Genomic DNA, 23,272 nt, shown 5'->3' on the forward strand with positions numbered 1-23,272 from the left:
CCTAAATAAAACTTCATTTGGCAAAACCGGTACTTCCAAGCCTTGCCCAATTCAGTGTGGGAGGGGGCTTGCTCCCGATATAGGTGGCTCATTCTGTGAATGCTTACCTGATACACCGCTATCGGGGGCAAGCCCCCTCCCACAAGGAATGCATAACGCCCGCTCCCTACAGGCAATTCTTGCAACTTGCATGACTTCACGAAGTTCAATTTAGTTAAGTTGCTGAAATATAAGAATTTTATTTTGAGTCTGCGCTGGCACGCTGCCTGCACTGTCCTTTTTGAGACTTGTAACACTATTTTTCATGCCTGGAGCAAAACAACAATGATCACATCCTCATCCACGCTGCAAGAGTCGAGCGCGCTCTCCGGGGTTTCCTGGGGGGCGATTTTTGCCGGTGCCGCTGCGGCGGCGGCGTTGTCCCTGATCCTGGTGCTGCTGGGCTTTGGCCTGGGTTTTTCGGCGGTGTCGCCCTGGGCTGACAGCGGCATGAGCGCCAAGGGGCTTGGCATTTCCACGATTGTCTGGCTGGCCTTTACCCAAATCGTCGCGTCTGGCCTGGGCGGCTACATCGCCGGCAGGTTGCGTGTGAAGTGGGCCAATATGCATGGCGACGAGGTGTACTTTCGCGATACCGCCCACGGCTTCCTGGCCTGGGCCGTGGCGACACTGATCACGGCGATGCTGGTGGTCGGTTCGGTCAGCAGCGTGGTCAGCGGCGGCGTGAAAGCCGGCGCCAGCGTTGCCTCGGGCGCCGCCAGCAGCATGAGCCAAGCTGCCGGCAGCGCAGCAAAGGGCGCTCACAGTGGTGATTTCGGTTACTACGTCGACAGCCTGTTCCGCGACGACCGCCCGGCAGCCGTCAGCGATGACGCCGCCCATGCCGTGGTCGGCCGCATTTTTGCCCGTACCCTGAGCAATGATGGCCAACTGGCGCCGGAAGACCGTACCTACCTGGCCCAGTTGATCAGCCAGCGCACCAACCTCAGCCAGGCCGATGCCGAAGCACGTATCGACAAGGTGTATGGCGATGCCCGCAAAGCCATCGAAGACGCCAAAGTCAAAGCCAAGCAAGCCGCTGACACGGCTGCAAAAGTGGCTGCCTACACCTCGCTGTGGACCTTCGTTGCGCTGCTGATCGGTGCGTTCTTCGCCAGCTTCGCCGCCACCTTCGGCGGTCGCCGCCGGGATGCCGTGGTGTACGTCGAAACCGAAAACTACGTTCGTTAATTCAAGGAGAACATCATGCGCTCATTACTGCTGTGGTTCCTCGGCGTGCCGATTCCGGTGATCATCCTGATCGCGATCTTCATGCACTAAACCCGAGCCAGCTCGGTCTCTTGTGGGAGGGGGCAAGCCCCCTCCCACATTTGTTTCAGTCGTCAAACCCAACCTGCTCGTGAATCTCATCCACCTTCAGCTCCAACCGATACGCCACCGCAATGAACAACGCCTGGCACAGGCACAAGGTCGCGCTCAACGAGCGGAAGGCAAACGACGACCCCTCATTGACCAACAACACCGCGTTGGCCCGCTTGGCCAACGGCGACAAGTTACTGTCGGTGATGATCAGCGTTTTAGCCTGGTGATGCTGGGCGATGCGCAGGCAGTGTTGGGTCTCTTTGCCGTAGGGCGTGAAGCTGATGGCGATCACCAAGTCATTGGCGCGCACGCTGCGCATCTGTTCGCGGTAGCTGCCGCCCAGGCCGGAGATCAGGTGAATGCGCTTGTTGGTGTGCTGCAGGTTGTACACCAGGTAGTCGGCCACCGCGAACGAGCGGCGTACGCCGACCACGTAGATATTGTCGGCATTCACTACCAGGTCCACGGCCTTGTCGAAGGCCACGTCGTCGAGCTCCATGCCCAGGCGCTCAATGCCGGACAACGTCGCGTTGACGCACTCGCGCGCCAGGTCGCCGCCGCTGGCCTTTTGCGACTTATTGGCGATCATGCTGCGGATGCGCTGCTGGTAGTTCTGCACCGGCGTGGTCTTGTGGGTATACGCCTCGCGAAACAGCGCCTGCATCTCACTGAACCCGCTGAAGCCGAAACGCTGGGAGAAGCGCACGATGGCCGAAGGGTGCACTTCGCATTCCCGGGCGATATCGCTGATACGGTCGACCATGATGCGGTCGCTCTGCTGGCTCATGTAACTGGCGATGCGCTTGAGTTGGCGCGGCAGGCTTTCGTATTCGTCGGTGATCAGCTGCAACAGGCGTTCGGCATTGATCGGAGGGCTGGCGATTGTATCTTCCAGGTTGGTCTCGGGATCGGTGCGGGACATGGGCAATCCTTCTGGCGTGTTCGTCTGGTGCGCTGATGGGTGGCGCAAGTCTACAGGGTAGGCGCAAAAAAATACCTCGGCATCACGGCCCGCGTGGGCTGCTGAAACGATGCACGCCGGCTGCCGCAACATTATGACGGCTTATTGGAAAAAATATTCCACTAAAAATAATTATGGAATAAATATTGATTGCCGCCGCCGGACGTTCTAGTCTGCTCCCACCAAGAGCGTTTGCCGTCGTCATGGCGGCACAGCGCAGGCTGATAAAAATAACAGGAGCCAGCATGGGCCAGACTCGTTTTGCCAGTGGGCGTCAATTGGATCTGATTTGCCTCGGGCGCCTGGGCGTCGACCTCTATGCGCAGCAAGTAGGCGCGCGGCTTGAGGACGTGTCCAGCTTTGCCAAATACCTCGGCGGTTCCTCCGCCAATATCGCCTTCGGCACCGCGCGGCTGGGGCTCAAGTCGGCGATGCTCAGCCGTGTGGGCGACGACCACATGGGCCGCTTTCTCGTGGAATCCCTGGCCCGTGAAGGCTGCGACGTCAGCGCGATCAAGGTTGACTCGGAGCGCCTCACCGCCCTGGTGCTGCTCGGCCTCAAGGACCGCGAAACCTTCCCCCTGGTGTTCTACCGCGAAAACTGCGCCGACATGGCCTTGCGCGCCGAGGACATCAGCGAAGCTTTCATTGCTTCCAGTAAAGCGCTGCTGATCACCGGCACCCATTTCTCCACCGATGGCGTGTACAAGGCCAGCCTCCAGGCGCTGGATTACGCCGCCAGGCACAACGTCAAACGCGTGCTCGACATCGATTACCGCCCCGTACTATGGGGCCTGGCCGGCAAGGCGGACGGCGAAACCCGCTTCGTTGCCGACCAGAACGTCAGCCAGCATGTGCAGAAGATCCTGCCGCGTTTCGACCTGATCGTCGGCACCGAAGAAGAGTTCTTGATCGCCGGTGGCAGTGAAGACCTGCTCGGCGCGTTGCGTACCGTGCGCGAACTGACCCCGGCGACCCTGGTAGTCAAGCTCGGCCCGCAAGGCTGCACGGTGATCCACGGCGCCATTCCACAGCGCCTGGAAGACGGTGCGATCTACCCCGGCGTGCTCGTGGAAGTGCTCAATGTGCTGGGCGCCGGCGATGCCTTTATGTCGGGCTTTCTCAGTGGTTGGCTCAATGACGCCACTGATGAACGCTGCAGCCAGTTGGCCAATGCCTGCGGCGGCCTGGTGGTGTCGCGTCACGCCTGCGCACCGGCCATGCCGACACCCGCCGAGTTGGAGTACCTGTTCAGCAGCCCGGTACCGATCACCCGGCCGGACCAGGACGCAACCCTGCAACGCCTGCACCGCGTCAGCGTGCCGCGCAAAACCTGGAAGCAGCTGTTCGTGTTCGCCTTCGACCATCGCTGGCAATTGGTGGACCTGGCGCAGAAAGGTGGCCAGGACTTGGCGCGCATCAGTGATGCCAAACAATTGTTTATCCAGGCCATCGAACGCGTCGAGAAGAAACTGGCTGATCAAGGCGTAGAAGCCGACGTCGGCCTGCTCGCCGACCAGCGCTTCGGTCAGGACGCGCTCAATGCGGCCAGCGGCCGCGGCTGGTGGATCGCCCGCCCGGTGGAAGTACAGAACGCGCGGCCGTTGGCGTTCGAACACGGTCGCTCGATCGGCAGCAACCTGATCGCTTGGCCTCAGGAACAGATCATCAAGTGCCTGGTGCAATTTCATCCCGATGACGAACCGCTGCTGCGCCTGGAACAGGAAGCGCAACTCAAGGCGGTGTACGAGGCCTCGATCGTCAGCGGCCACGAACTGCTGCTGGAAGTGATCCCGCCCAAGGATCACCCCTCAACCCACCCGGACGTGCTCTACCGCAGCCTCAAGCGCCTGTACAACCTGGGCATCTACCCGGCCTGGTGGAAGATCGAGGCGCAATCGGCCGAGGACTGGAAAAAGCTCGACGAACTGATCCAGGAGCGCGATCCGTACTGCCGCGGCGTGGTGCTGTTGGGGTTGAATGCGTCGGCCGAATGCCTCGCGGACGGTTTCCAGCAAGCCAGCCAGAGTACGACGTGCCGAGGGTTTGCCGTAGGCCGCACGATCTTCCAGGAACCGAGCCGCGCGTGGATGGCGGGGGAGATTGATGATGAGACCCTAATCCAGCGCGTCCAGGCCACCTTCGAACAGCTTATTACCGCCTGGCGCAGCGCCCGAAATTAAATCAGATCAAATGTGGGAGGGGGCAAGCCCCTCCCACATAAAGCAGATTTTCAGTGTTAGTTGAAAACAATAAAGGTGCAGCCATGCCCGCAATCCGAATTGGCATCAACCCGATCTCCTGGAGCAACGACGACCTGCCGGCCCTGGGCGGTGAAACGCCGCTGAGTACGGCCTTGAGCGAAGGCAAGGAGATCGGCTACGAAGGTTTTGAACTCAACGGCAAATTCCCCAAGGACGCCAAAGGCGTCGGCGACGTGCTGCGGCCCTACGATCTGGCGCTGGTCTCCGGCTGGTATTCCAGCCGCCTGGCGCGTCGTTCGGTGGCCGAAGAAATCGACGCCATCGCCGGCCACGTCGAGTTGCTCAAGCAGAACGGCGCAACCGTGCTGGTGTACGGCGAAGTCGCCGATTCGATCCAGGGTTCGCGCATCCGTTTGATCGAACGCCCACGCTTTCACAGCGAGCAGGCGTGGCAGGCGTATGCCGACAAACTCACTGAGCTGGCGCGTTTCACCCTGTCCCAGGGCGTACGCCTGGCCTACCACCACCACATGGGCGCCTATGTCGAGTCCCCCGAGGATATCGACCAACTGATGAAACGCACCGGCCCGGAAGTCGGCCTGTTGTTCGACTCGGGCCACTGCTACATGGGCGGCGGCGAACCCCTTGAGGTGCTGCGCAAACACATCGGGCGCATCTGCCACGTGCATTTCAAGGACGTGCGCAAGCCTGTGGTGCAACTGGCGCGCAACCAGATGTGGAGCTTTCCTGACTGCATCGTCAACGGCACCTTCACCGTACCCGGCGATGGCGACATCGATTTTGCCGAGCTGCTCGATGTGCTGGTGGCCGCCAATTATGAGGGCTGGCTGGTGGTCGAGGCCGAGCAGGACCCGGCCGTGGCGCCCAGTTATGTTTATGCGAAGAAGGGCTATGACACCTTGCGTGCGCTGCTCAACGAGAGGACTTAACCATGAGCTTGCTGGTCAAGAGCAATACACGCGGGCAAACCATGGTCGCCCTGGAAGCAGGGCGCCTGGAATACGTGGGTTTTTCCGCTTACCGCCTGAGCCTGGGCGAGACCCTGCCGGTCAGCGCCGGCGACAAGGAACTGTGCCTGGTGCTGCTCAGTGGCCGGGTGAACATCGAAGGCGAGGGCTTCGACTGGCAGAACCTGGGGGATCGCCAGTCGGTGTTCGAAGACAAATCGCCGTTTGCCGCCTACCTGCCGCCCGGCACCACGGCGCAAGTCACGGCCTTGAGCGACGTGCAGATTGCGGTGTGTGCCGCGCCCGGTGCGCCGGGTTACGAACCGCGCCTGATCCGCCCCGAACAATGCAAGCGCAGCGTGCGCGGTAAAGGCGCCAACACCCGCTACGTGTGCGACATCCTGCCCGACAGCGAGCCGGCGCATTCGCTGCTGGTGGTGGAGGTGCGCACGCCGTCCGGGCATTCGTCGAGCTACCCGCCGCACAAGCACGACCTTGATGACTTGCCGCACCAGAGCTTTCTGGAAGAGACCTATTACCACCAGGTCAACCCGCCCCAGGGCTTCGTGTTCCAGCGGGTGTACACCGACGACCGCAGTATCGACCAGGCCATGGCCGTGGAAAACAGTGACCTCGTGGTGGTGCCCAAGGGCTATCACCCGGTCAGCGTACCGTACGGCTACGAGTCTTATTACCTGAACGTGATGGCCGGGCCCAAGCGCGCCTGGCATTTCCATAACGACCCGCAGCACAGTTGGCTGCTGGACCTCTGAACGGTATTGCACGGGAGAACAACAATAATGAAGTCGCCGCTACGTTTCGCCCTTAACCGCATGGTCGCGCCCAACCTGTCCCTGCCGGACTTTATCCAGTTGGCCGCGTCGCTCAAGTGCGACGCCATCGAGATCCGCAATGACCTCAAGGACCGCCAGATCGAATACGGCACACCTGCCAGCCGCGTGCGCGAGCTGTGCGCGGTGCACGGCATCACGGTGCTGTCGATCAACGCGCTGTACCCCTTTGACGTCTGGAACGACGAACGCCGTGCCCAGGCGATCACACTGGCCACCTATGCCCGCGAATGTGGCGCCCAGGGCCTGGTGATGTGCCCGTTCAACGAGCCGGGCGATACGCGCAACGAGGCCCAGCGCGCCGCCGGCTTGCGCACCGCCCTGAGCGAACTGGCGCCGATCCTGCGTGAGTACGGGATTCTTGGTTTTGTCGAACCCCTGGGCTTCGAAGTCAGCGCCCTGCGCCGCAAGCGCGTGGCTGTGGACGCGATCCAGTTCATCGGCGGCCTGGATGTGTTCCGCGTGGTGCACGACACCTTCCATCACCACCTGGCCAGCGAGCACGAGTTCTTTCCTGAGCTGACCGGGCTGGTGCATATCTCCGGCGTGGAAGAGAGCGAGGCGCCGCTCAACTCGATCCGCGACGGCCACCGCGTCCTGGTGGGCGAGGGCGATATTCTCGGCAATGCCGCGCAGATCGACACCTTGCTCAGCAGCGGCTACCGCGGCTACCTGTCGTTCGAACCGTTTGCGACCAGCGTGCATGAGTTGGCAGATATCCGGCAGGCCTTGGGGGCAAGCATCGCCCACCTGCAAAAACGTTAAGGGGCGCAACATGACCACAACCCGACTGACCATGGCCCAGGCCCTGGTGAAGTTCCTGGATAACCAATACATCGAAGTCGATGGCGTGCAGAGCAAGTTTGTCGCCGGGGTGTTCACGATTTTCGGCCACGGCAATGTGCTGGGCCTGGGCCAGGCGCTGGAGCAGGACAGCGGCGACCTGGTGGTGCATCAGGGCCGCAATGAACAGGGCATGGCCCACGCCGCCATCGGTTTCGCCAAGCAGCACCTGCGGCGCAAGATCTACGCGTGCACCGCATCGGTGGGGCCCGGCGCGGCGAATATGCTCACCGCTGCGGCGACCGCAACCGCCAACCGTATTCCGTTGCTGCTGTTACCTGGCGATGTGTACGCCAGCCGCCAACCGGACCCGGTGCTTCAACAGGTCGAACAGTTCCACGACTTGAGCATCAGCACCAACGATGCGTTCCGCTCGGTCAGTAAATACTGGGACCGCATCAACCGCCCCGAGCAACTGATGACGGCCGCGATTCAGGCCATGCGCGTGCTCACCGACCCTGCTGAAACCGGCGCGGTGACCCTGGCATTGCCCCAGGACGTGCAGGCCGAAGCCTGGGATTATCCGGATTATTTCCTGCAAAAGCGCGTGCACCGTATTGACCGGCGTCCGCCGACCAGCGCGATGCTCGGCGATGCGCTGGCGGCGTTCAGTGGCAAGCGCAAGCCGCTGATCATCTGCGGCGGCGGCGTCAAATACTCTGGCGCGAACGCCGCGCTGCAGGCCTTTGCCGAGCGCTTCGAAATTCCCTTCGCCGAAACCCAGGCGGGCAAGAGCGCGGTGGTGTCCAGCCATGCGCTGAACGTCGGTGGCATTGGCGAGACCGGCTGCCTGGCGGCCAACCTGCTGGCTCCCGAGGCGGACCTGATCATCGGTATCGGCACCCGCTATACCGACTTCACCACCTCGTCCAAATCCTTGTTCAAACACGCCGAGGTGAAGTTCCTCAACCTCAATATCTGCCCCGGCGATGCGTTGAAACTCGACGGTGTGCAGGTGCTGGCCGACGCCAAGGCGGCCCTGGAAGCCCTGGCCGATGCCCTGGGCGATTACCGCTCCGGTTGGGGCGAGCAGGTGCGCGACGCCAAGGCGCAACTGGAGGCTGAAGTGGACCGCGTGCACCAGGTCGAGTACCTGGGCGATGATTTCGTCCCTGAAGTCGACGACCACCTGGACCGCGCGGTACTGCGCGAATTCATCGAGCTGACCGGCTCGTGCCTGACCCAGAGCCGGGTGCTGGGCGTGCTCAACGCGACACTCGCCGACGACGCAATCATTGTCGCCGCCGCCGGCAGCCTGCCCGGCGACCTGCAGCGCGCCTGGCGCAGCAAGGGCGTCAACACCTACCACGTCGAATACGGCTATTCGTGCATGGGCTACGAGATCAACGCCGCCCTCGGCGTCAAGCTGGCCGAGCCGAGCAAAGAGGTGTACGCGCTGGTCGGCGATGGCTCCTACATGATGCTGCATTCGGAGCTGGCCACCTCGATCCAGGAGCGGCGCAAGATCAACGTGGTGCTGCTCGACAACATGGCGTTCGGCTGCATCAACAACCTGCAGATCGGCAACGGCATGGACAGCTTCGGCACCGAGTTCCGCTACCGCAACCCCGCGAGCGGCAAGCTCGACGGCGGCCTGGTGCCGGTGGATTTCGCCATGAGCGCTGCGGCTTATGGGTGCAAGACCTACAAGGTCAGCAGCGTGGAACAACTGCAAGCGGCACTGGCGGATGCGCGTACCCAGACCGTGTCGACCCTGATCGATATCAAGGTGCTGCCCAAAACCATGGTCCACGGTTACCTGTCGTGGTGGCGGGTGGGTGTGGCACAGGTGTCCACCAGCGAACGCACCAATGCCGCCGCGAAAAAACTCAATGAACACCTGGCCAAGGCCCGGCAGTACTAATAACAAGAGGAGTGTTTGTATGTCGTTGAAGCTTGGAGTGATCGGAACCGGTGCCATTGGCCGTGACCATATTCGTCGTTGCAGCCAGACCCTGCTCAACAGCCAGGTGGTGGCGGTCACCGATATCAACCTTGAGCAGGCAGCCAAGGTGGTGGCTGACCTGAAGCTGGACGCCGAGGTGTACCCGGATGGCCACGCGCTGATCAACTCGCCGCAGGTGCAAGCGGTGCTGGTGACCTCGTGGGGGCCGAGCCACGAGGAGTTCGTGCTCGCCGCCATCGCGGCCGGTAAACCGGTATTCTGCGAAAAACCCCTGGCGGTGACCGCCGAAGGCTGCCGCAAAATCGTCGAAGCCGAAGTCGCCTACGGCAAGCGCCTGGTACAAGTCGGGTTCATGCGCCCGTACGATGAAGGTTATCGCGCACTCAAGGCCGTGATCGACAGCGGCCAGATTGGCGAACCGCTGATGCTGCACTGCGCCCATCGCAACCCGACGGTGGGTGAGAACTACAACACCGACATGGCGATTACCGACACCCTGATCCACGAGCTGGATGTACTGCGCTGGTTGCTCAACGACGACTATGTCTCCGTGCAGGTGGTGTTCCCGCGCAAGACCAGCAAGGCCCTGGCCCACCTGCGCGACCCGCAGATCGTGCTGCTGGAGACCGCCAAGGGCACGCGCATCGACGTGGAGGTGTTCGTCAACTGCCAATACGGCTACGACATCCAGTGCGAAGTGGTGGGGGAGAGCGGCATCGCCAAGTTGCCGGAGCCTTCCCAGGTGCAGCTGCGCCGTGAAGCGAAACTGTCGAACGCGATTCTGATGGATTGGAAGGACCGGTTTATCGGCGCCTATGACGTGGAATTGCAGGCGTTCATTGACAGCGTGCGCGCCGGGCAAGTAGGCGGGCCGTCGGCGTGGGACGGGTTTGCGGCGGCGGTGGCGGCGGATGCCTGTATTGAAGCGCAGGGCAGTGGGCAGATCGTCAAGGTCAGCCTGCCGGATCGCCCGCATTTCTACGGCTAACACTCGGTCAATGTGGGAGGGGGCTTGCTCCCGATAGCTGAGTGTCAGTCACTAAATCTGTACCTGACACACTGCCATCGGGGGCAAGCCCCCTCCCACATTTGATTGGGTTTGCACTTCAAAGAAGGAGTGAATCATGCGAATCGGACTAGTCGGCTACGGCCATGGAGGGCGCTTTTTCCATGCGCCGCTGATTGCAACATTGCCGGGCGCCACGTTTGTGGGGGTGGTCACCCGTTCACCCGAGCGGCGCCAGCAACTGAATACCGATCTTCCAGGGGTAAAGGCCTTCGACAGCATCGGCCAGATCGTCGAGGCCGGCATCGACGCCCTTGTCATCTCCACCACCCTCAAAGGCCGCCCGGCGCTGGTGCTTGAAGCCATCGAGCACGGCGTGGCGGTGGTCAGCGACAAGCCCTTTGCCGCCAACGCCGAGCAGGCCCAGGCCTTGATCACTGCTGCTGAACGTCAAGGCACCTTGCTCAGCGTCTACCAGAATCGGCGGTGGGACTCGGATTACCTGACCCTGCGCAAACTCATCGATGCCGGTGCCCTGGGTGAAATCACCCGCTTTGAATCCCGCGTCGAACGCTACACCCCGCAAGCAGTCGGCAATGCCAGCGGCGGTGGCTGGTTGCGCGATCTCGGCAGCCATCTGGTGGATCAGGCCCTGCAACTGTTCGGCCCGGTGGACCGGGTATTCGCGCAATTGCAATTCACCGCCGAGCATCCCACCCTCGATCACGGGTTTTTCGTCGCGCTGACCCACGCCAACGGGGTGGTTTCGCACCTGTGGGGCAGTGCGCTGCAGAACAGCCAGGCACCGCGCTTTCGCGTCAGCGGCACGCTGGGTTGTTACACCGTGGACGGGCTGGATGGGCAGGAAGCCGCGCTGATGGCCGGCAAGACGCCGAAGACCGAAGGTGAGCACTGGGGCGCCGAAGAGCATCGACGCTGGGGCTGGTTCGAGCAAGGGCCGGAGCGCGAGAGGGTGCCGTCGGAAAAAGGCTGCTGGACGCAGTTCTATCGGCAGTTGCAAAGCGCCGTGCAAGGTCAGGGGTCGCTGCCGGTGAACGCCTATGAGGCGTTGGAAACCACCCGTATATTGGACGCCGCACGCCTCAGCGCCGAGCGCCAACAGGTGGTTTCGACAAAAATAGAATAAAATTCTAAAACAGGTTGATATGGAAATTATTTTCCAATAAAGTCTTTTCCAGGTTGCATAAAGTACGCCTAGGGCTCGACCCCGGCGACTCAACAAAAACAAGATCAAAACAACCAGGTACCGTCAGATGAAAATCTTCAACGCTGTACTGCGAGTTTTACGCCCTGCCCACACGCCACGCGGACTGCCCCGCGCCCGGCCGTTCTACTTCTCCTTCCTCAATGTGCTGTGCGTCGAAAACCAGGGCGCGCTGGTCTGCTGCATTCCAGGCGCGCCTGTCGTGCGGGTGCCCGCTGAGCGCTGATAAACGTAACGTCCATAAAACCAACAAGAAAGTGGAGACAGACCGTTCATGAAGACCCCGATCCGTTTTACCGCGCTGGCCTTGTCAATGCTGCTCGCCAGCGGCGTGGCCACGGCCGCTGACATCAAGGTGGGTGTGAGCATGTCCGCCTTCGATGACACCTTTCTGACCTACCTGCGTGAAGACATGGACAAGCAGGCCAAGTCCTATCCCAAGGGCGACGGCGTGCAACTGCAGTTCGAAGACGCCCGCGCCGATGTGGTGAAGCAACTGAGCCAGGTCGAAAACTTTATCAGCCAGAAAGTCGACGCCATCATCGTCAACCCGGTGGACACCGCATCCACCGCGAATATCATCAAGGCCGCCACCGCGGCGAAGATTCCGCTGGTGTTCGTCAACCGCCGTCCCGACCAGAAAGACTTGCCCAAGGACGTGGTCGCGGTGACGTCCGATGACGTTGAGGCCGGCAAGCTGCAAATGCAGTACATCGCCGAAAAACTCGGCGGCAAAGGCAAGATCGTGATCCTGCTCGGCGACCTGGCGAACAACTCCACCACCAACCGTACCAAGGGCGTGAAGGAAGTGTTGGCTAACTATCCGGGCATCAAGATCGAGCAGGAACAGACGGGTACCTGGTTGCGTGACAGGGGCATGACCCTGGTCAACGACTGGCTGACCCAGGGCCGCGAGTTCAATGCCGTGCTGGCCAACAACGACGAGATGGCTATCGGCGCCTCGATGGCGCTGAAGTCGGCAGGCACCAAGCCTGGCACCGTGTTGATCGCCGGGGTCGACGGCACGCCGGACGGCCTCAACGCAATCACCAAGGGTGAGATGGCCGCCTCGGCGTTCCAGGATGCCAAGGGCCAGGCCGTGGGCTCGGTGGAAGCGGCGCGCAAGATGGCCAGGAACGAGCCGGTGGAGCAGAACGTGGTGATCCCGTTCAAGCTGATCACCCCGGACAACGTCAAAGACTTCAAGTAGCCCTGACCTCACAACCCTAAGCCGGCAGGGCGGTCACGGCCGCCCTGCAGATGGAGTACCTTCCTATGCTCGCTCATGCCACTGTCTCGCAGCCGCCGGGTACCCAGCCGCTGGCGCAGGACGAACCCTACCTGCTGGAAATTCTCAACATCAGCAAAGGCTTTCCCGGCGTCGTGGCCCTGGACGATGTGCAGTTGCGAGTGCGCCCCGGCACCGTGCTGGCGCTGATGGGCGAGAACGGTGCGGGCAAGTCGACGCTGATGAAAATCATCGCCGGCATCTATCAGCCCGATGCCGGCGAAATTCGCCTGCGGGGCAAGCCGATCACCTTCGAGACGCCGCTGGCGGCGCAGAAGGCCGGGATTGCGATGATCCACCAGGAACTCAACCTGATGCCGCATATGAGCATCGCCGAAAATATCTGGATCGGCCGCGAGCAGCTCAACAGCCTGCACATGGTCAACCACCGTGAAATGCACCGCTGCACCGCCGATTTGCTGGCGCGCCTGCGCATCAACCTCGACCCGGAGGAGCAAGTGGGCAACCTGAGCATCGCCGAACGGCAGATGGTCGAGATCGCCAAGGCGGTGTCGTACGACTCCGACATCCTGATCATGGATGAACCGACCTCGGCGATTACCGAAAAGGAAGTCGCCCACCTGTTTTCGATCATTGCCGACCTCAAGTCTCAGGGCAAAGGCATCGTCTACATCACGCACAAGATGAACGAAGTGTTTGCCATCGCCGATGAAGTGGCGGTGTTTCGCGACGGCCAGTACATCGGCCTGCAACGTGCCGACAGCATGGACAGCGACAGCCTGATCTCGATGATGGTTGGCCGCGAGTTGAGCCAGTTGTTCCCGGTGCGCGAGACGCCGGTCGGTGACTTGCTGCTGTCGGTGCGCGACTTGAGCCTGGACGGCGTATTCAAGGACGTTTCGTTTGACCTGCACGCCGGTGAAATCCTCGGCATCGCCGGGCTGATGGGCTCGGGCCGCACCAACGTGGCGGAAACCATTTTCGGCATCACCCCCAGCAGCAGCGGGCAGATCACCCTCGACGGCAAGCCGGTGCGCATCAGCGATCCGCACATGGCCATCGAAAAGGGCTTCGCGCTGTTGACCGAGGACCGCAAGCTCAGTGGCCTGTTCCCGTGCCTGTCGGTGCTGGAAAACATGGAAATGGCGGTGCTGCCGCACTATTCGGGCAACGGTTTCATCCAGCAAAAGGCCTTGCGCGCCTTGTGCGAAGACATGTGCAAGAAGCTGCGGGTGAAAACCCCCTCGCTGGAACAGTGCATTGACACCTTGTCCGGCGGTAACCAGCAGAAGGCGCTGCTGGCGCGCTGGCTGATGACCAACCCGCGTCTGTTGATCCTCGATGAGCCGACCCGCGGCATCGACGTGGGCGCCAAGGCCGAGATCTATCGCTTGATCGCCTTTCTCGCCAGCGAGGGCATGGCGGTGATCATGATTTCTTCGGAACTGCCCGAAGTGCTTGGCATGAGCGACCGGGTGATGGTGATGCACGAAGGCGAACTGATGGGCACCCTGGATCGCGCTGAGGCCACCCAGGAAAAAGTCATGCAACTGGCCTCCGGTATGACCGCGGTCCACTGACTCCAGAATAAGAAGGTAATTGGCTATGAACGCAATAACAGACAACAAGCCGGCAATGGCACCGGTCAAGAGCCGTCGACGCATGCCTACCGAGCTGAGCATCTTCCTGGTGCTGATCGGGATCGGCCTGGTGTTTGAACTGTTCGGCTGGATCGTGCGCGACCAGAGCTTTTTGATGAACTCCCAGCGCCTGGTGCTGATGATCCTGCAAGTGTCGATCATAGGCCTGCTGGCCATCGGCGTGACCCAGGTGATCATCACCACCGGGATCGACCTGTCTTCCGGGTCGGTGCTGGCCTTGTCAGCGATGATCGCTGCGAGCCTGGCGCAGACTTCCGACTTTTCCCGGGCGGTGTTTCCGTCCCTGACCGACTTGCCGGTGTGGATCCCGGTGGCCATGGGCCTGGGCGTGGGGCTGCTGGCGGGGGCGATCAACGGCAGCATTATTGCGGTGACCGGGATTCCGCCCTTCATCGCGACCCTGGGCATGATGGTCTCGGCCCGTGGCCTGGCGCGCTACTACACCGAAGGCCAGCCAGTGAGCATGCTCTCGGACTCGTACACGGCCATCGGCCATGGCGCGATGCCGGTGATCATTTTCCTGGTGGTGGCGGTGATCTTCCATATCGCCCTGCGCTACACCAAGTACGGCAAGTACACCTACGCCATCGGCGGCAACATGCAGGCGGCGCGCACCTCGGGGATCAACGTCAAGCGGCACCTGATCATCGTCTACAGCATCGCCGGGTTGCTGGCAGGCCTGGCAGGCGTGGTGGCCTCGGCCCGTGCGGCGACCGGCCAGGCCGGCATGGGCATGTCCTATGAGCTGGACGCGATTGCCGCTGCGGTGATCGGCGGTACCAGCCTGGCGGGCGGGGTAGGGCGCATCACCGGCACCGTGATCGGCGCGCTGATCCTCGGCGTGATGGCCAGCGGGTTTACCTTTGTCGGAGTGGATGCGTATATCCAGGACATCATCAAGGGGCTGATCATCGTGGTGGCGGTGGTGATCGACCAATACCGCAACAAGCGCAAGCTCAAGCGTTGAGACAATATTGAGGACAGCACCGGTCAAGTGTGGGAGGGGGCTTGCCCCCGATGGCGTTGTGTCAGCTTGCACATCCATGTCTGGCTGACCGCTATCGGGGGCAAGCCCCCTCCCACATTTTTAGTTCTATGCCATCCGTATTAACCGTTTGTCTTCTATATAGCTCCACTGGACTGAATTTCTTGCTATAAACGCACTCCGATGACCGTTCGCCGAGCCCGTCCTGGAGCTTTTGGGGGTTGATCGGGAAAAAATGCCTGTCATTTCAGTTGCTGCGCCTTCCAGTCGGCCTTAGACTGCCGCCCCTCGTAAATTGAGTGCCGGGTGGCGCTTGGAATGGATGGCGCCTTTCCGAGACCTGCAGAGGTCGACCGGAACGCTCCCTTATTCGCCTTAATGCACGTATTTTTTATAGAGAAATCAATGACAAAGGAAAAGTTGCTGGCCATGCCGGCGGATGACTACATGAATGCCGAACAGCACGCTTTTTTCGAGAAGTTGCTGCAAGACATGAAAGTGGAACACCACGAACGCATCGAACAGAACCGTATCGCCATTGAAAGCCTGGACACCCCGGCCGACCCGGCCGACGCCGCTTCCGTGGAAGAAGAGCGCACCTGGCTGGTCAATGCCATCGACCGCGACCAGCGCATGCTGCCGCAGCTGGAGCGTGCCCTGGAACGCATCAAGGAAGATTCCTTTGGCTGGTGTGATGACAGCGGCGAGCCTATCGGCCTCAAGCGCTTGCTGATCAGCCCCACCACCAAATACTGCATCGAAGCCCAAGAGCGCCACGAGCAGATCGACAAGCACCAGCGTCAGGCCTGATGCGGTGTACGGGGGGCCGCATGCTCGGCTCCCCAGAGAGTTATTCGTTACGCCCTGGTTATTGATCTACTGCAAGCACCCGTACTAAAGGCCCATGGATAATGGCCCGATACTGGCGTTTAATGCAGACACAATAACGACAAGCAGCGGGGTAACGACAATGGCTGGAGACGGATCGCTGATGGGCGCGGCAGTACCACCGCAAACGGTGGCACGCGTGCTGCCCGGTTGGCTGACACCGCTCGTGCAGAGCACCGCCCTGGTGCTGCTCTTGCTGGGTCTGGCATTTACCCGCTTGCCGCTCTATCTCTGCCTGCCGCTGGCCTTGCTGGTGATCTGGCTACCTCGCCTGAAAAGTTCCAAGCCTGTGGTGGCGCACGCTGCAGCCAGCGATGCCATTGGCGAGCTGACGCGCGACCTCTCCCATACCACCAGCCACAACGCACTCTCCGCCGCAGGTGTGGCTTATTCGGTCAAGCAGTTGGCTGCGCGCTTGCAATCGCAACTAAGCGCCTCCCAACAGATTGTCAGCAGCGCGCAAGTGATGATCGGCACCGAACAAGTCACTTCCCAACTCAGCCGCCAGGCCCTGGGCGCGGCCAGCCAGGCCCACCAGCGCAGCAGCGAAGGCCGTGAAGTGCTAGTGCAGTCCATCACCCGCATGCATCAGCTCAGCCAGCGTGCCGATGCCAGCCGTGAGCTGATCGAGGCGTTGAGCCAGCGCAGCGAGGAAATCCAGCGCGTGACGCTGGTGATCCAGTCTATCGCCAGCCAGACCAACCTGTTGGCGCTGAACGCGGCGATCGAGGCGGCGCGGGCCGGTGAACATGGACGCGGGTTTGCCGTGGTCGCCGATGAAGTGCGCGGGCTCGCCGGGCGTACGGCCACAGCCACCGGTGAAGTTGGGGTGATGGTCGCCGATATCCAGCAGCGCACGGCCCAGGTGGTGGAGCAGATTCGCCAGCTGTCGGCGGACCTGCACACCGGTGTCGAACAGGTGGAGTCTGCCGGCGAACACTTGGCGAGTATCGCCAGCCTGGCGGCGGATGTGGAACAGCAGGTCAATGAAATCGCCCAGGGCACCGACACCAACCGCACGCAACTCGATAGTCTGTTCCACGCCATGGAGCAGATGCGCAGCGACCTCACGGTGAGCGATCAGCAAACCCGCCAACTGGCCGACGCTGCGGTGCAAATGGAAGGGCAGGCCGAAACCATCAGCGAGCGCCTGGCGCACGTCGGCCTGGATGACTATCACCAGCGTATCTACGACCTGGCTCGCGAAGGCGCGAGGCGCATTGGCGAACAGTTCGAGACGGACGTGCAGCACAGCCGGATCAGCCAGGAGGATCTGTTTGACCGCAGCTACACGCTGATCCCCAATACAAGCCCGAGCAAATATCAAACGCGTTTCGACGCCTACACCGACCAGGTATTGCCCGGCATTCAAGAGGCGCTGTTGCCGCGCCATGAAGGTCTGGTGTTTGCCATCGCCTGTACCCCGCAGGGCTATGTGCCGACCCACAACAAAGCGTTTTCCCACGCCTTGACCGGTGATGCGCGCGTGGACGCGGTGCAAAACCGCACCAAGCGCAAGTTTGACGACCGTACCGGCCTGCGTTGCGGTAGCCATCAACAAGCCATGTTGCTGCAGACCTACACCCGCGATACCGGCGAGCTGATGCACGACCTGTCGGTGCCGATCATGGTGCACGGGCGACATTGGGGTGGCTTGCGCCTGGGCTACAAGCCGCAGGACGCCACGCCCAAACCTTAGGGATTGTTGCCGTTTATGCAACGAAGCTATTCCTGGGATAGCTTTTTCCGACTGGTACAAAACCGTAGTATTGCCAACATTGTTAGCCAGCTAACTAATGCTGCGGAGAAGCGTCATGCAAAACAAAGTCGATGTGGCCGTGATGATCGGTAGCGGCGTACCCGAAACCCTTCGTGCGCTGGGACAGCGCGCCTGCTGGGTGGTCTTGCTCAATGGCGAACAGCGCGGTACTGCCTTTGCCAGTCGCGAGGAAGCGCAGGAATGCAAGGCTGCCTGGCAAGCGCTGTTGCGCCTGGAGCAGTCAGACAGCCTGCATTGATCAGGCGCTGGGCGATTCGTGCAGCAGGGCGTTGAGGTCATCGACTGCCGGCGCCCATTCGGCGTCGACGTGCAATTGTTCGCGCAGGAAATTGGCCTGCTGTTCACTCCAGAACGGCGCGTCGACGAGTTTTACTTCATCCGGCAGGCGGTGCTCGGCGGTGAAGCGTTCGATGCCTTCCTGAGTCGAATCCAGGCCCAATTGCTCGAACAGGGTTTCCAGTGTCGGGGTGGTGGTGTCCATAACATTCTCCATGCGAGCCGATTATCGTCATGCATGTGAGGGGTAGGGCGCGTGAGAGTTCTATCGGATTGTCACGAATTGAGCGCGCCTGAATCCACTGCGGTTTTCAGGGCCTTGGCGGCTTCTTTTGCTGCAACGGCGGCAGCGTCAACGGTCTTGAACCAGCGGTCTTTCTCTACTTGGTGCGCTGTGACGGTGGTCAGCGGTGGTTTGGCCCGCATGATGATGACCGCTTGAAACTCACCGTCTACTTCCCTGGCATCGCCATGGATATAAAATTCGCCAATATCAAATTCCGTCACGTATAGCCTTCCCTTCGCGGTAACTGCACTGATGAAACCTGACCCGCAGGGGGCAAACTTCAATGGACGGGTCAGTATGGCAGTTGTTGAAGGGCCGCTGTGCAGTAAAGTCAGCCAGGTGACGAAGCGTGCGTGCCGTGCAGGCTATGCAGGTTGGCTTCCAGGGCCCTGGCCAGTGCACAGGCCTTGGTGTGATCGCTGCGAAAGCCTTTTATCCTGCCACTGGTCACTTCCTGGATATGGAAAAAGTTCTTTCCGGCGGGCACGACCCGATAAAGCACGGAATTGGAGTACACATTGGGCGTGGGTAAGCAGTAGTATTGCTGTTCGTCTGGACATGATGAACGAGTGTGGAAAGACGTGTCCTCGTGTTGACGTCGTTGCATGCTCAGCTCCTGTCGATCGACCTTGTTGATATAGCCGCCATCTTTACGGTGGTTTTGACTTGTGTTGCTGTTTTACTATTGTCGTCGGCAGCCCGCGCCTGGTTCCATGCCCGGGTATTTTCTTTTGTGATGCGTGTCGGAAAACTGCGTTTTTAATCAGGTTATTCTCTGAAGTTGCTCGACTCGTATTCTCGGGTCGTCGAACCTGTGATTTGCTGTGTTGCCGGATGACCTTGCAAAAGGGCCACCGCGCCTTTCTGTACGGGTTTTATGGGTTTTTCTTCAGATTTTTAACGAGTGTGTGATCGTGCCGTAACGGCCGTTTTTTTGTGCTGCCCGCTCAAGCGGTCAGTGCTATTTCGATGTGGGGGCGTTTCCTTGGCAGTCAGTAATCTGGATATGCACGCGTTATTCGTGCTGGGTGATTTGCGTGCAAAGTTGGTCAAGCAGTTTCAATCTCGTTTTGTCTACGTTACCGAACAGACGCCGGAAGGTATCTACATCGCTGAGATCGATACCGAAGCAGCGTTGGTGGTAGACGACAAGCAACGCCTGGAACTCAAGGTTGGCGATCATTTTCGCGCGGCCGTATTGCCCAGCCGCGAAGGTGGCAAGTTCGAACTCAAGTTCCGCGATATCAAGTTGACCGTGTATGGCTTGGGCGACTACGCCTTTGTGTCATCGGCCGAGGGCGAGGGCATTGTGTTCAAGGAAGGCCATAGCGTCATGCTGGTATTTGCCGCCCACGAACAACTGCAGGAAGGCCTGACCAAAACTCTCAAAGCCGTGACAGGCAAAGCCGCCAAGTGGCGCAAGGGCGAACTGGTGACGTTCAAGGCCAGCGAGCAAGCGTAAATACGGCGAACTTCCTTCGTCTCCCGGAACCTCTACTACAGTTGAGTTGACTTAACTACTCAGAGGCTTCGCGCATAGCAGCAAAGCCGTTCGCTGATTGCTGCGTTATCGCGAGGTGCTTGGGGATGAAAGGATTGAGAACACTGCTGGCGGCATCGCTGACGGCCGTGGGGCTGTCAATGGCGTCACTGCCCGCGTCAGCAGCACAGGCGCCCGTGCACTTTGCCGACCTGAACTGGGAAAGTGGCAGCCTGATTACCGAGGTACTGCGGTTCATCGTCGAGAAGGGCTTCGACTTGCCCACCGACACCTTGCCCGGTACCACCATTACCCTGGAAACGGCCTTGGCCAAGAACGACATTCAGGTGATTGGTGAAGAGTGGGCGGGCCGCAGCCCGGTGTGGGTCAAGGCGGAGGCTGAAGGCAAGGTGGTGGGCCTGGGCGATACGGTAAAGGGTGCCACCGAAGGCTGGTGGGTGCCGGAATACGTGGTCAAGGGTGATGCGAGCAAGAATATCAAGCCGCTGGCCCCTGACCTGAAAAGCGTAAATGACCTGGCGCGCTACAAGGACGTGTTCAAAGACCCGGAATCCCCAGGCAAAGGGCGCTTTCTCAACAGCCCCATCGGCTGGACCTCCGAAGTGGTCAACAAGCAAAAGCTCAAGGCGTACGGCCTGGACGACAGCTATGTGAACTTCCGCAGCGGCTCGGGGGCGGCGCTGGATGCCGAGATTGCGTCGTCGATCCGCCGAGGCAAGCCAGTGCTGTTCTACTACTGGTCGCCTACACCGTTGATGGGCCGCTATAAATTGATTCAGCTCGAAGAACCGCCGTTCGACGCCGAGGCCTGGAAGACCCTGACGGATGCGGACAATCCGAACCCCAAGCCGACGCGGTCTTTGGCGTCCAAGTTGAGCATTGGTGTGTCCACGCCGTTCCAGAAGGAACATCCGCAAATTGCGCAGTTCTTCCAGAAGGTCGAGTTTCCCATCGAGCCACTGAACACGGCATTGGCGACGATGAGCGAGCATCACACGCCACCCAGGGAAGTCGCCCAGGCGTTCCTCAAGCAGCATCCTGAGGTGTGGAAGGCGTGGTTGACCGACGATGTGGCCCGCAAGGTCGAGGCGAGCCTCAAGTAGCGCGCACAGCCGAATGATGGAGCCCGGATCGTTCCCACTCCCGCGTGGGAACGATCACGCGAGCCTCAACGCTAGAAGCGCGTCTGCACCGCTAACTCAAAGGTCCGCGGGGAGCCCAGATAATACGCTGGCGATACGTGGGCAAACTCGGCGTACACCTCGTTGGTCAAGTTACGGACTCGACCGGTTATCGAGGTCTGTGCATCCCACTTATAGCGCAGGGACGTGCCAAACAGGGTGTAGGCCGGTACCGTCTGGGTGTTGGCACTGTCGGCATACACCTGGTCGACGTAGCGCACATCCACACCGCCTTGCCAGTCCTCGGAAAAGTCATACGTCAGCCACAGGTTGCCTACACGCTTGGGTACGTTAGTCGGCGTATTGCCCTTGCGCGACACCACGGCACCGCTGGCGGTTTTCTCGTTGAAGTCATCGTATTGCGCATCCACCCAGGCGAAGTTGCCTTCAGCCAGCAGGCTGGGGGTTATCCGCAGCGAACTGGCCAGTTCGATACCCCTGGATGACTGGGCTCCCACCGGAATGCTGCTGGTCGGGTCCTGCGGATCGGTCACGGCGAAATCCTTTCGTTCGATCCTGTAAGCGGCAAGCGTGGCGGCGCCACGACCGTCGAGGTAATCGAACTTGCTGCCGATTTCCCACTGCTTGCCGGTCGATACGTCGAATACCTGGGTGGTGGTGCTCGGCTGTTCGGCAGCGGTGCTGTATTGCACGTAGATGTTGGCCGTTGGAATGAACTGGTAAGTCAAGCCCACGCGCCCGGTCACCGGTTCCCAACTGCGCTTGAAATGCCGGGGGTTGGAGGCGGTTACCGCTCGGTGGTTGGTGACGTCAAGGTCGATGGCGTCATAGCGCAGGCCGGTGAGCAGCGACAACTTGTCGGTCAAGCCCAGGCGGTTTTCCACGAACAGCGCCTTGGTGGTCACCGCATTGGTCTTGTCTTTGATAAAACCGGGGCGGGTGCCGGGAATGTCGTAGAAGTGGCCCGGGTTGTAGCCGTTCGGGTCTACCGTGCTGTTGCCCGGCACGTTCAGGGGGCTGTTGGTGGTGCTGTTGACCTTGTATTCGAAGCCACCGGACCAGGTGGTGGCCAAGCCGAAGACAGTGTCCTCATGGCGCAGCTCGAACTGGTTGCCATGCTGCTCACCCTGATGCCGCACCTGATAGGCCGTCGAGCGGTTCACCGCGCTGTTGTCGGCGTTGTATTGGTAGGTTTCCAGGTTGCGGTAGTCGCGCTGGCTGTCGAGGTGGTAGAGGGTGTTTTTCAGGCGGGTGCTGTCGTTGATCCGGTAGTCGATGATCGAGCGTGCCCATAATGTGCGCTGCTCGTAGCGCCCGTCCGCGACGTTGTAGTTGTTGAAGCGGTTGTGCTTGTCGATCTTCAGCTCGCCGGCCTTGGGATTGAGCACCGGAGTGCCCCAGTAGGGGCTGTCTTCGTGCTCGTCCTGATATTCCAGGGCCAGGGTATGGGACAGGTCCGGGGTCAGGTCGCTGAGCAAGGAAAACGCCAGGCTCCAGGCTTCGCGCTGGTCGCGGTCGATGTAGCTGTGCTGCGTGTTGCGGCTCACATCCAGGCGCGCGTAATGCTGCACATCGGCTCCGGGCTCCGTCAGCGCATGGTTAAGGCCAATAGCCATGCCGGCGGTGTCATGGCTGCCATAGCTCAGTTGGCCTTCGGCGGCCTGTTCGTCACGGCTGGCCAGTTTGGTCACGTAGTTCAGCGAACCGCCTACGGAGCCTGCGCCATTGATCAGGGAGGAGGGGCCACCCACCAGTTCGACACGGTCGTAGATCCACGCATCCACTGGCCGCGCCAGGCCGGTGGCGACGTTGATGCCGTTGAACATCTGGGTGATCTGGCTGCTGGTGAAGCCGCGGTATGAGACAAAACCTCCAAAGCCCGGAGGCGCGCTGGCGTTGACGCCGGGCAGGGTATTGGCGGCGTCGCGGAAGGTCTTGGCGCCTCGGCGCTCGATGTCGTTGCGTGAAGCGATGGCCACTGACGCCGGGGTTTCGCGCACGCTCAATCCCAGGCGCGACGCCACACCGCTGGATTGATCCAGGGCCAGGCCGGGATCAGCAGTTTGCTCGCCTTCAATGGTGGTCGGGGCCAGCTCAAGGGCTGGAGCGCAGACAGGCAGGCAGCCGAACAGGCCCGCCAGCAGGGGAATATGTTTCATGGTTGAATCCTGAAAACGT

At 60.8% G+C, this 23,272-nt stretch carries 23 protein-coding genes; 17 read left to right on the plus strand and 6 right to left on the minus strand.

Annotated elements, in window-relative coordinates; genetic code table 11:
• Positions 1–324 precede the first annotated feature (324 nt).
• Entirely contained in the window at positions 325–1,230 is a 906-nt protein-coding gene (locus C4J94_RS12120) for a hypothetical protein (protein WP_124386377.1), read from the plus strand.
• Positions 1,231–1,375: 145 nt separating this feature from the next.
• Here C4J94_RS12120 and C4J94_RS12125 read toward each other — a convergent pair whose 3' ends face one another.
• Both C4J94_RS12125 and C4J94_RS12130 read right to left on the minus strand, forming a co-directional pair.
• A complete protein-coding gene (locus tag C4J94_RS12125; protein WP_124386378.1) occupies positions 1,376–2,284 on the minus strand; it encodes a MurR/RpiR family transcriptional regulator in 909 nt (302 codons plus the stop codon).
• Positions 2,285–2,366: 82 nt separating this feature from the next.
• Positions 2,367–2,570 carry a hypothetical protein gene (locus tag C4J94_RS12130; protein ID WP_124386379.1) on the minus strand — a complete coding sequence of 68 codons (204 nt, stop codon included), beginning with the start codon at positions 2,568–2,570 and terminating at the stop codon, positions 2,367–2,369.
• Here C4J94_RS12130 and iolC point away from each other — a divergent pair.
• The 14 genes from iolC (at position 2,569) to C4J94_RS12195 (ending at position 18,127) form a co-directional block, all read left to right on the plus strand.
• Positions 2,569–4,506 (plus strand): 5-dehydro-2-deoxygluconokinase, encoded by a 1,938-nt coding sequence (gene iolC / locus C4J94_RS12135; RefSeq protein ID WP_124386380.1) that lies wholly within the window; start codon positions 2,569–2,571, stop codon positions 4,504–4,506. The genes C4J94_RS12130 and iolC overlap by 2 nt on opposite strands.
• Before the next feature lie 83 nt (positions 4,507–4,589).
• A complete protein-coding gene (iolE, locus tag C4J94_RS12140) occupies positions 4,590–5,477 on the plus strand; it encodes a myo-inosose-2 dehydratase (RefSeq protein WP_124386381.1) in 888 nt (295 codons plus the stop codon).
• A 2-nt stretch (positions 5,478–5,479) separates the two neighbouring features.
• Positions 5,480–6,268, plus strand: a complete 789-nt coding sequence (iolB, locus tag C4J94_RS12145; protein WP_124386382.1) for a 5-deoxy-glucuronate isomerase — start codon at positions 5,480–5,482, stop codon at positions 6,266–6,268.
• Positions 6,269–6,295: 27 nt separating this feature from the next.
• On the plus strand, positions 6,296–7,111 hold the full coding sequence (locus tag C4J94_RS12150; protein ID WP_124386383.1) for a TIM barrel protein: 816 nt from the start codon (positions 6,296–6,298) through the stop codon (positions 7,109–7,111).
• Between the two features lie 10 nt (positions 7,112–7,121).
• Positions 7,122–9,053, plus strand: coding sequence for a 3D-(3,5/4)-trihydroxycyclohexane-1,2-dione acylhydrolase (decyclizing) (gene iolD, locus C4J94_RS12155; protein ID WP_124386384.1), 1,932 nt, complete (start codon positions 7,122–7,124; stop codon positions 9,051–9,053).
• 19 nt (positions 9,054–9,072) lie between these two features.
• Positions 9,073–10,083, plus strand: a complete 1,011-nt coding sequence (locus C4J94_RS12160; protein ID WP_124386385.1) for a Gfo/Idh/MocA family protein — start codon at positions 9,073–9,075, stop codon at positions 10,081–10,083.
• Positions 10,084–10,219: 136 nt separating this feature from the next.
• On the plus strand, positions 10,220–11,248 hold the full coding sequence (locus tag C4J94_RS12165; RefSeq protein ID WP_124386386.1) for a Gfo/Idh/MocA family oxidoreductase: 1,029 nt from the start codon (positions 10,220–10,222) through the stop codon (positions 11,246–11,248).
• Positions 11,249–11,375: 127 nt separating this feature from the next.
• Positions 11,376–11,552: a hypothetical protein gene (locus tag C4J94_RS27610; protein WP_164485572.1), complete on the plus strand. Its 177-nt coding sequence runs from the start codon at positions 11,376–11,378 to the stop codon at positions 11,550–11,552.
• 48 nt (positions 11,553–11,600) lie between these two features.
• Positions 11,601–12,536: a sugar ABC transporter substrate-binding protein gene (locus tag C4J94_RS12170; RefSeq protein WP_124362704.1), complete on the plus strand. Its 936-nt coding sequence runs from the start codon at positions 11,601–11,603 to the stop codon at positions 12,534–12,536.
• 65 nt (positions 12,537–12,601) lie between these two features.
• A complete protein-coding gene (locus C4J94_RS12175) occupies positions 12,602–14,155 on the plus strand; it encodes a sugar ABC transporter ATP-binding protein (protein WP_124386387.1) in 1,554 nt (517 codons plus the stop codon).
• A gap of 25 nt (positions 14,156–14,180) precedes the next feature.
• Positions 14,181–15,203: an ABC transporter permease gene (locus C4J94_RS12180; RefSeq protein WP_124386388.1), complete on the plus strand. Its 1,023-nt coding sequence runs from the start codon at positions 14,181–14,183 to the stop codon at positions 15,201–15,203.
• Between the two features lie 423 nt (positions 15,204–15,626).
• Positions 15,627–16,031, plus strand: a complete 405-nt coding sequence (locus C4J94_RS12185; RefSeq protein ID WP_003191666.1) for a TraR/DksA C4-type zinc finger protein — start codon at positions 15,627–15,629, stop codon at positions 16,029–16,031.
• 544 nt (positions 16,032–16,575) lie between these two features.
• Positions 16,576–17,808, plus strand: coding sequence for a methyl-accepting chemotaxis protein (locus C4J94_RS12190; protein WP_372240896.1), 1,233 nt, complete (start codon positions 16,576–16,578; stop codon positions 17,806–17,808).
• Between the two features lie 115 nt (positions 17,809–17,923).
• Positions 17,924–18,127, plus strand: a complete 204-nt coding sequence (locus tag C4J94_RS12195; protein WP_124386389.1) for a hypothetical protein — start codon at positions 17,924–17,926, stop codon at positions 18,125–18,127.
• Here C4J94_RS12195 and C4J94_RS12200 read toward each other — a convergent pair whose 3' ends face one another.
• From C4J94_RS12200 to C4J94_RS12210, 3 genes are all read right to left on the minus strand, one after another.
• Positions 18,128–18,370: a DUF2789 domain-containing protein gene (locus C4J94_RS12200; RefSeq protein ID WP_124386390.1), complete on the minus strand. Its 243-nt coding sequence runs from the start codon at positions 18,368–18,370 to the stop codon at positions 18,128–18,130. It lies immediately after the preceding gene.
• Positions 18,371–18,441: 71 nt separating this feature from the next.
• Positions 18,442–18,672 (minus strand): hypothetical protein, encoded by a 231-nt coding sequence (locus C4J94_RS12205; protein ID WP_124386391.1) that lies wholly within the window; start codon positions 18,670–18,672, stop codon positions 18,442–18,444.
• A 110-nt stretch (positions 18,673–18,782) separates the two neighbouring features.
• Positions 18,783–19,058, minus strand: coding sequence for a hypothetical protein (locus C4J94_RS12210; RefSeq protein ID WP_124386392.1), 276 nt, complete (start codon positions 19,056–19,058; stop codon positions 18,783–18,785).
• Between the two features lie 378 nt (positions 19,059–19,436).
• Between C4J94_RS12210 and C4J94_RS12215 the strand changes: the two genes are divergently transcribed.
• Together C4J94_RS12215 and C4J94_RS12220 are read left to right on the plus strand one after the other, a co-directional pair.
• A complete protein-coding gene (locus C4J94_RS12215; protein WP_124386393.1) occupies positions 19,437–19,913 on the plus strand; it encodes a hypothetical protein in 477 nt (158 codons plus the stop codon).
• 125 nt (positions 19,914–20,038) lie between these two features.
• The gene (locus C4J94_RS12220; protein ID WP_124386394.1) at positions 20,039–21,055 is read left to right on the plus strand and encodes an ABC transporter substrate-binding protein; all 1,017 of its coding nucleotides are present in this window, start codon (positions 20,039–20,041) and stop codon (positions 21,053–21,055) included.
• A 71-nt stretch (positions 21,056–21,126) separates the two neighbouring features.
• Here C4J94_RS12220 and C4J94_RS12225 read toward each other — a convergent pair whose 3' ends face one another.
• Complete coding sequence (locus C4J94_RS12225; RefSeq protein ID WP_124386395.1) at positions 21,127–23,253, minus strand: TonB-dependent siderophore receptor; 2,127 nt, start codon at positions 23,251–23,253, stop codon at positions 21,127–21,129.
• Between the last annotated feature and the right edge of the window lie 19 nt (positions 23,254–23,272).

This window comes from Pseudomonas sp. R5-89-07, from assembly GCF_003851685.1.
In the GTDB taxonomy this organism is placed as follows: Bacteria; Pseudomonadota; Gammaproteobacteria; order Pseudomonadales; family Pseudomonadaceae; genus Aquipseudomonas.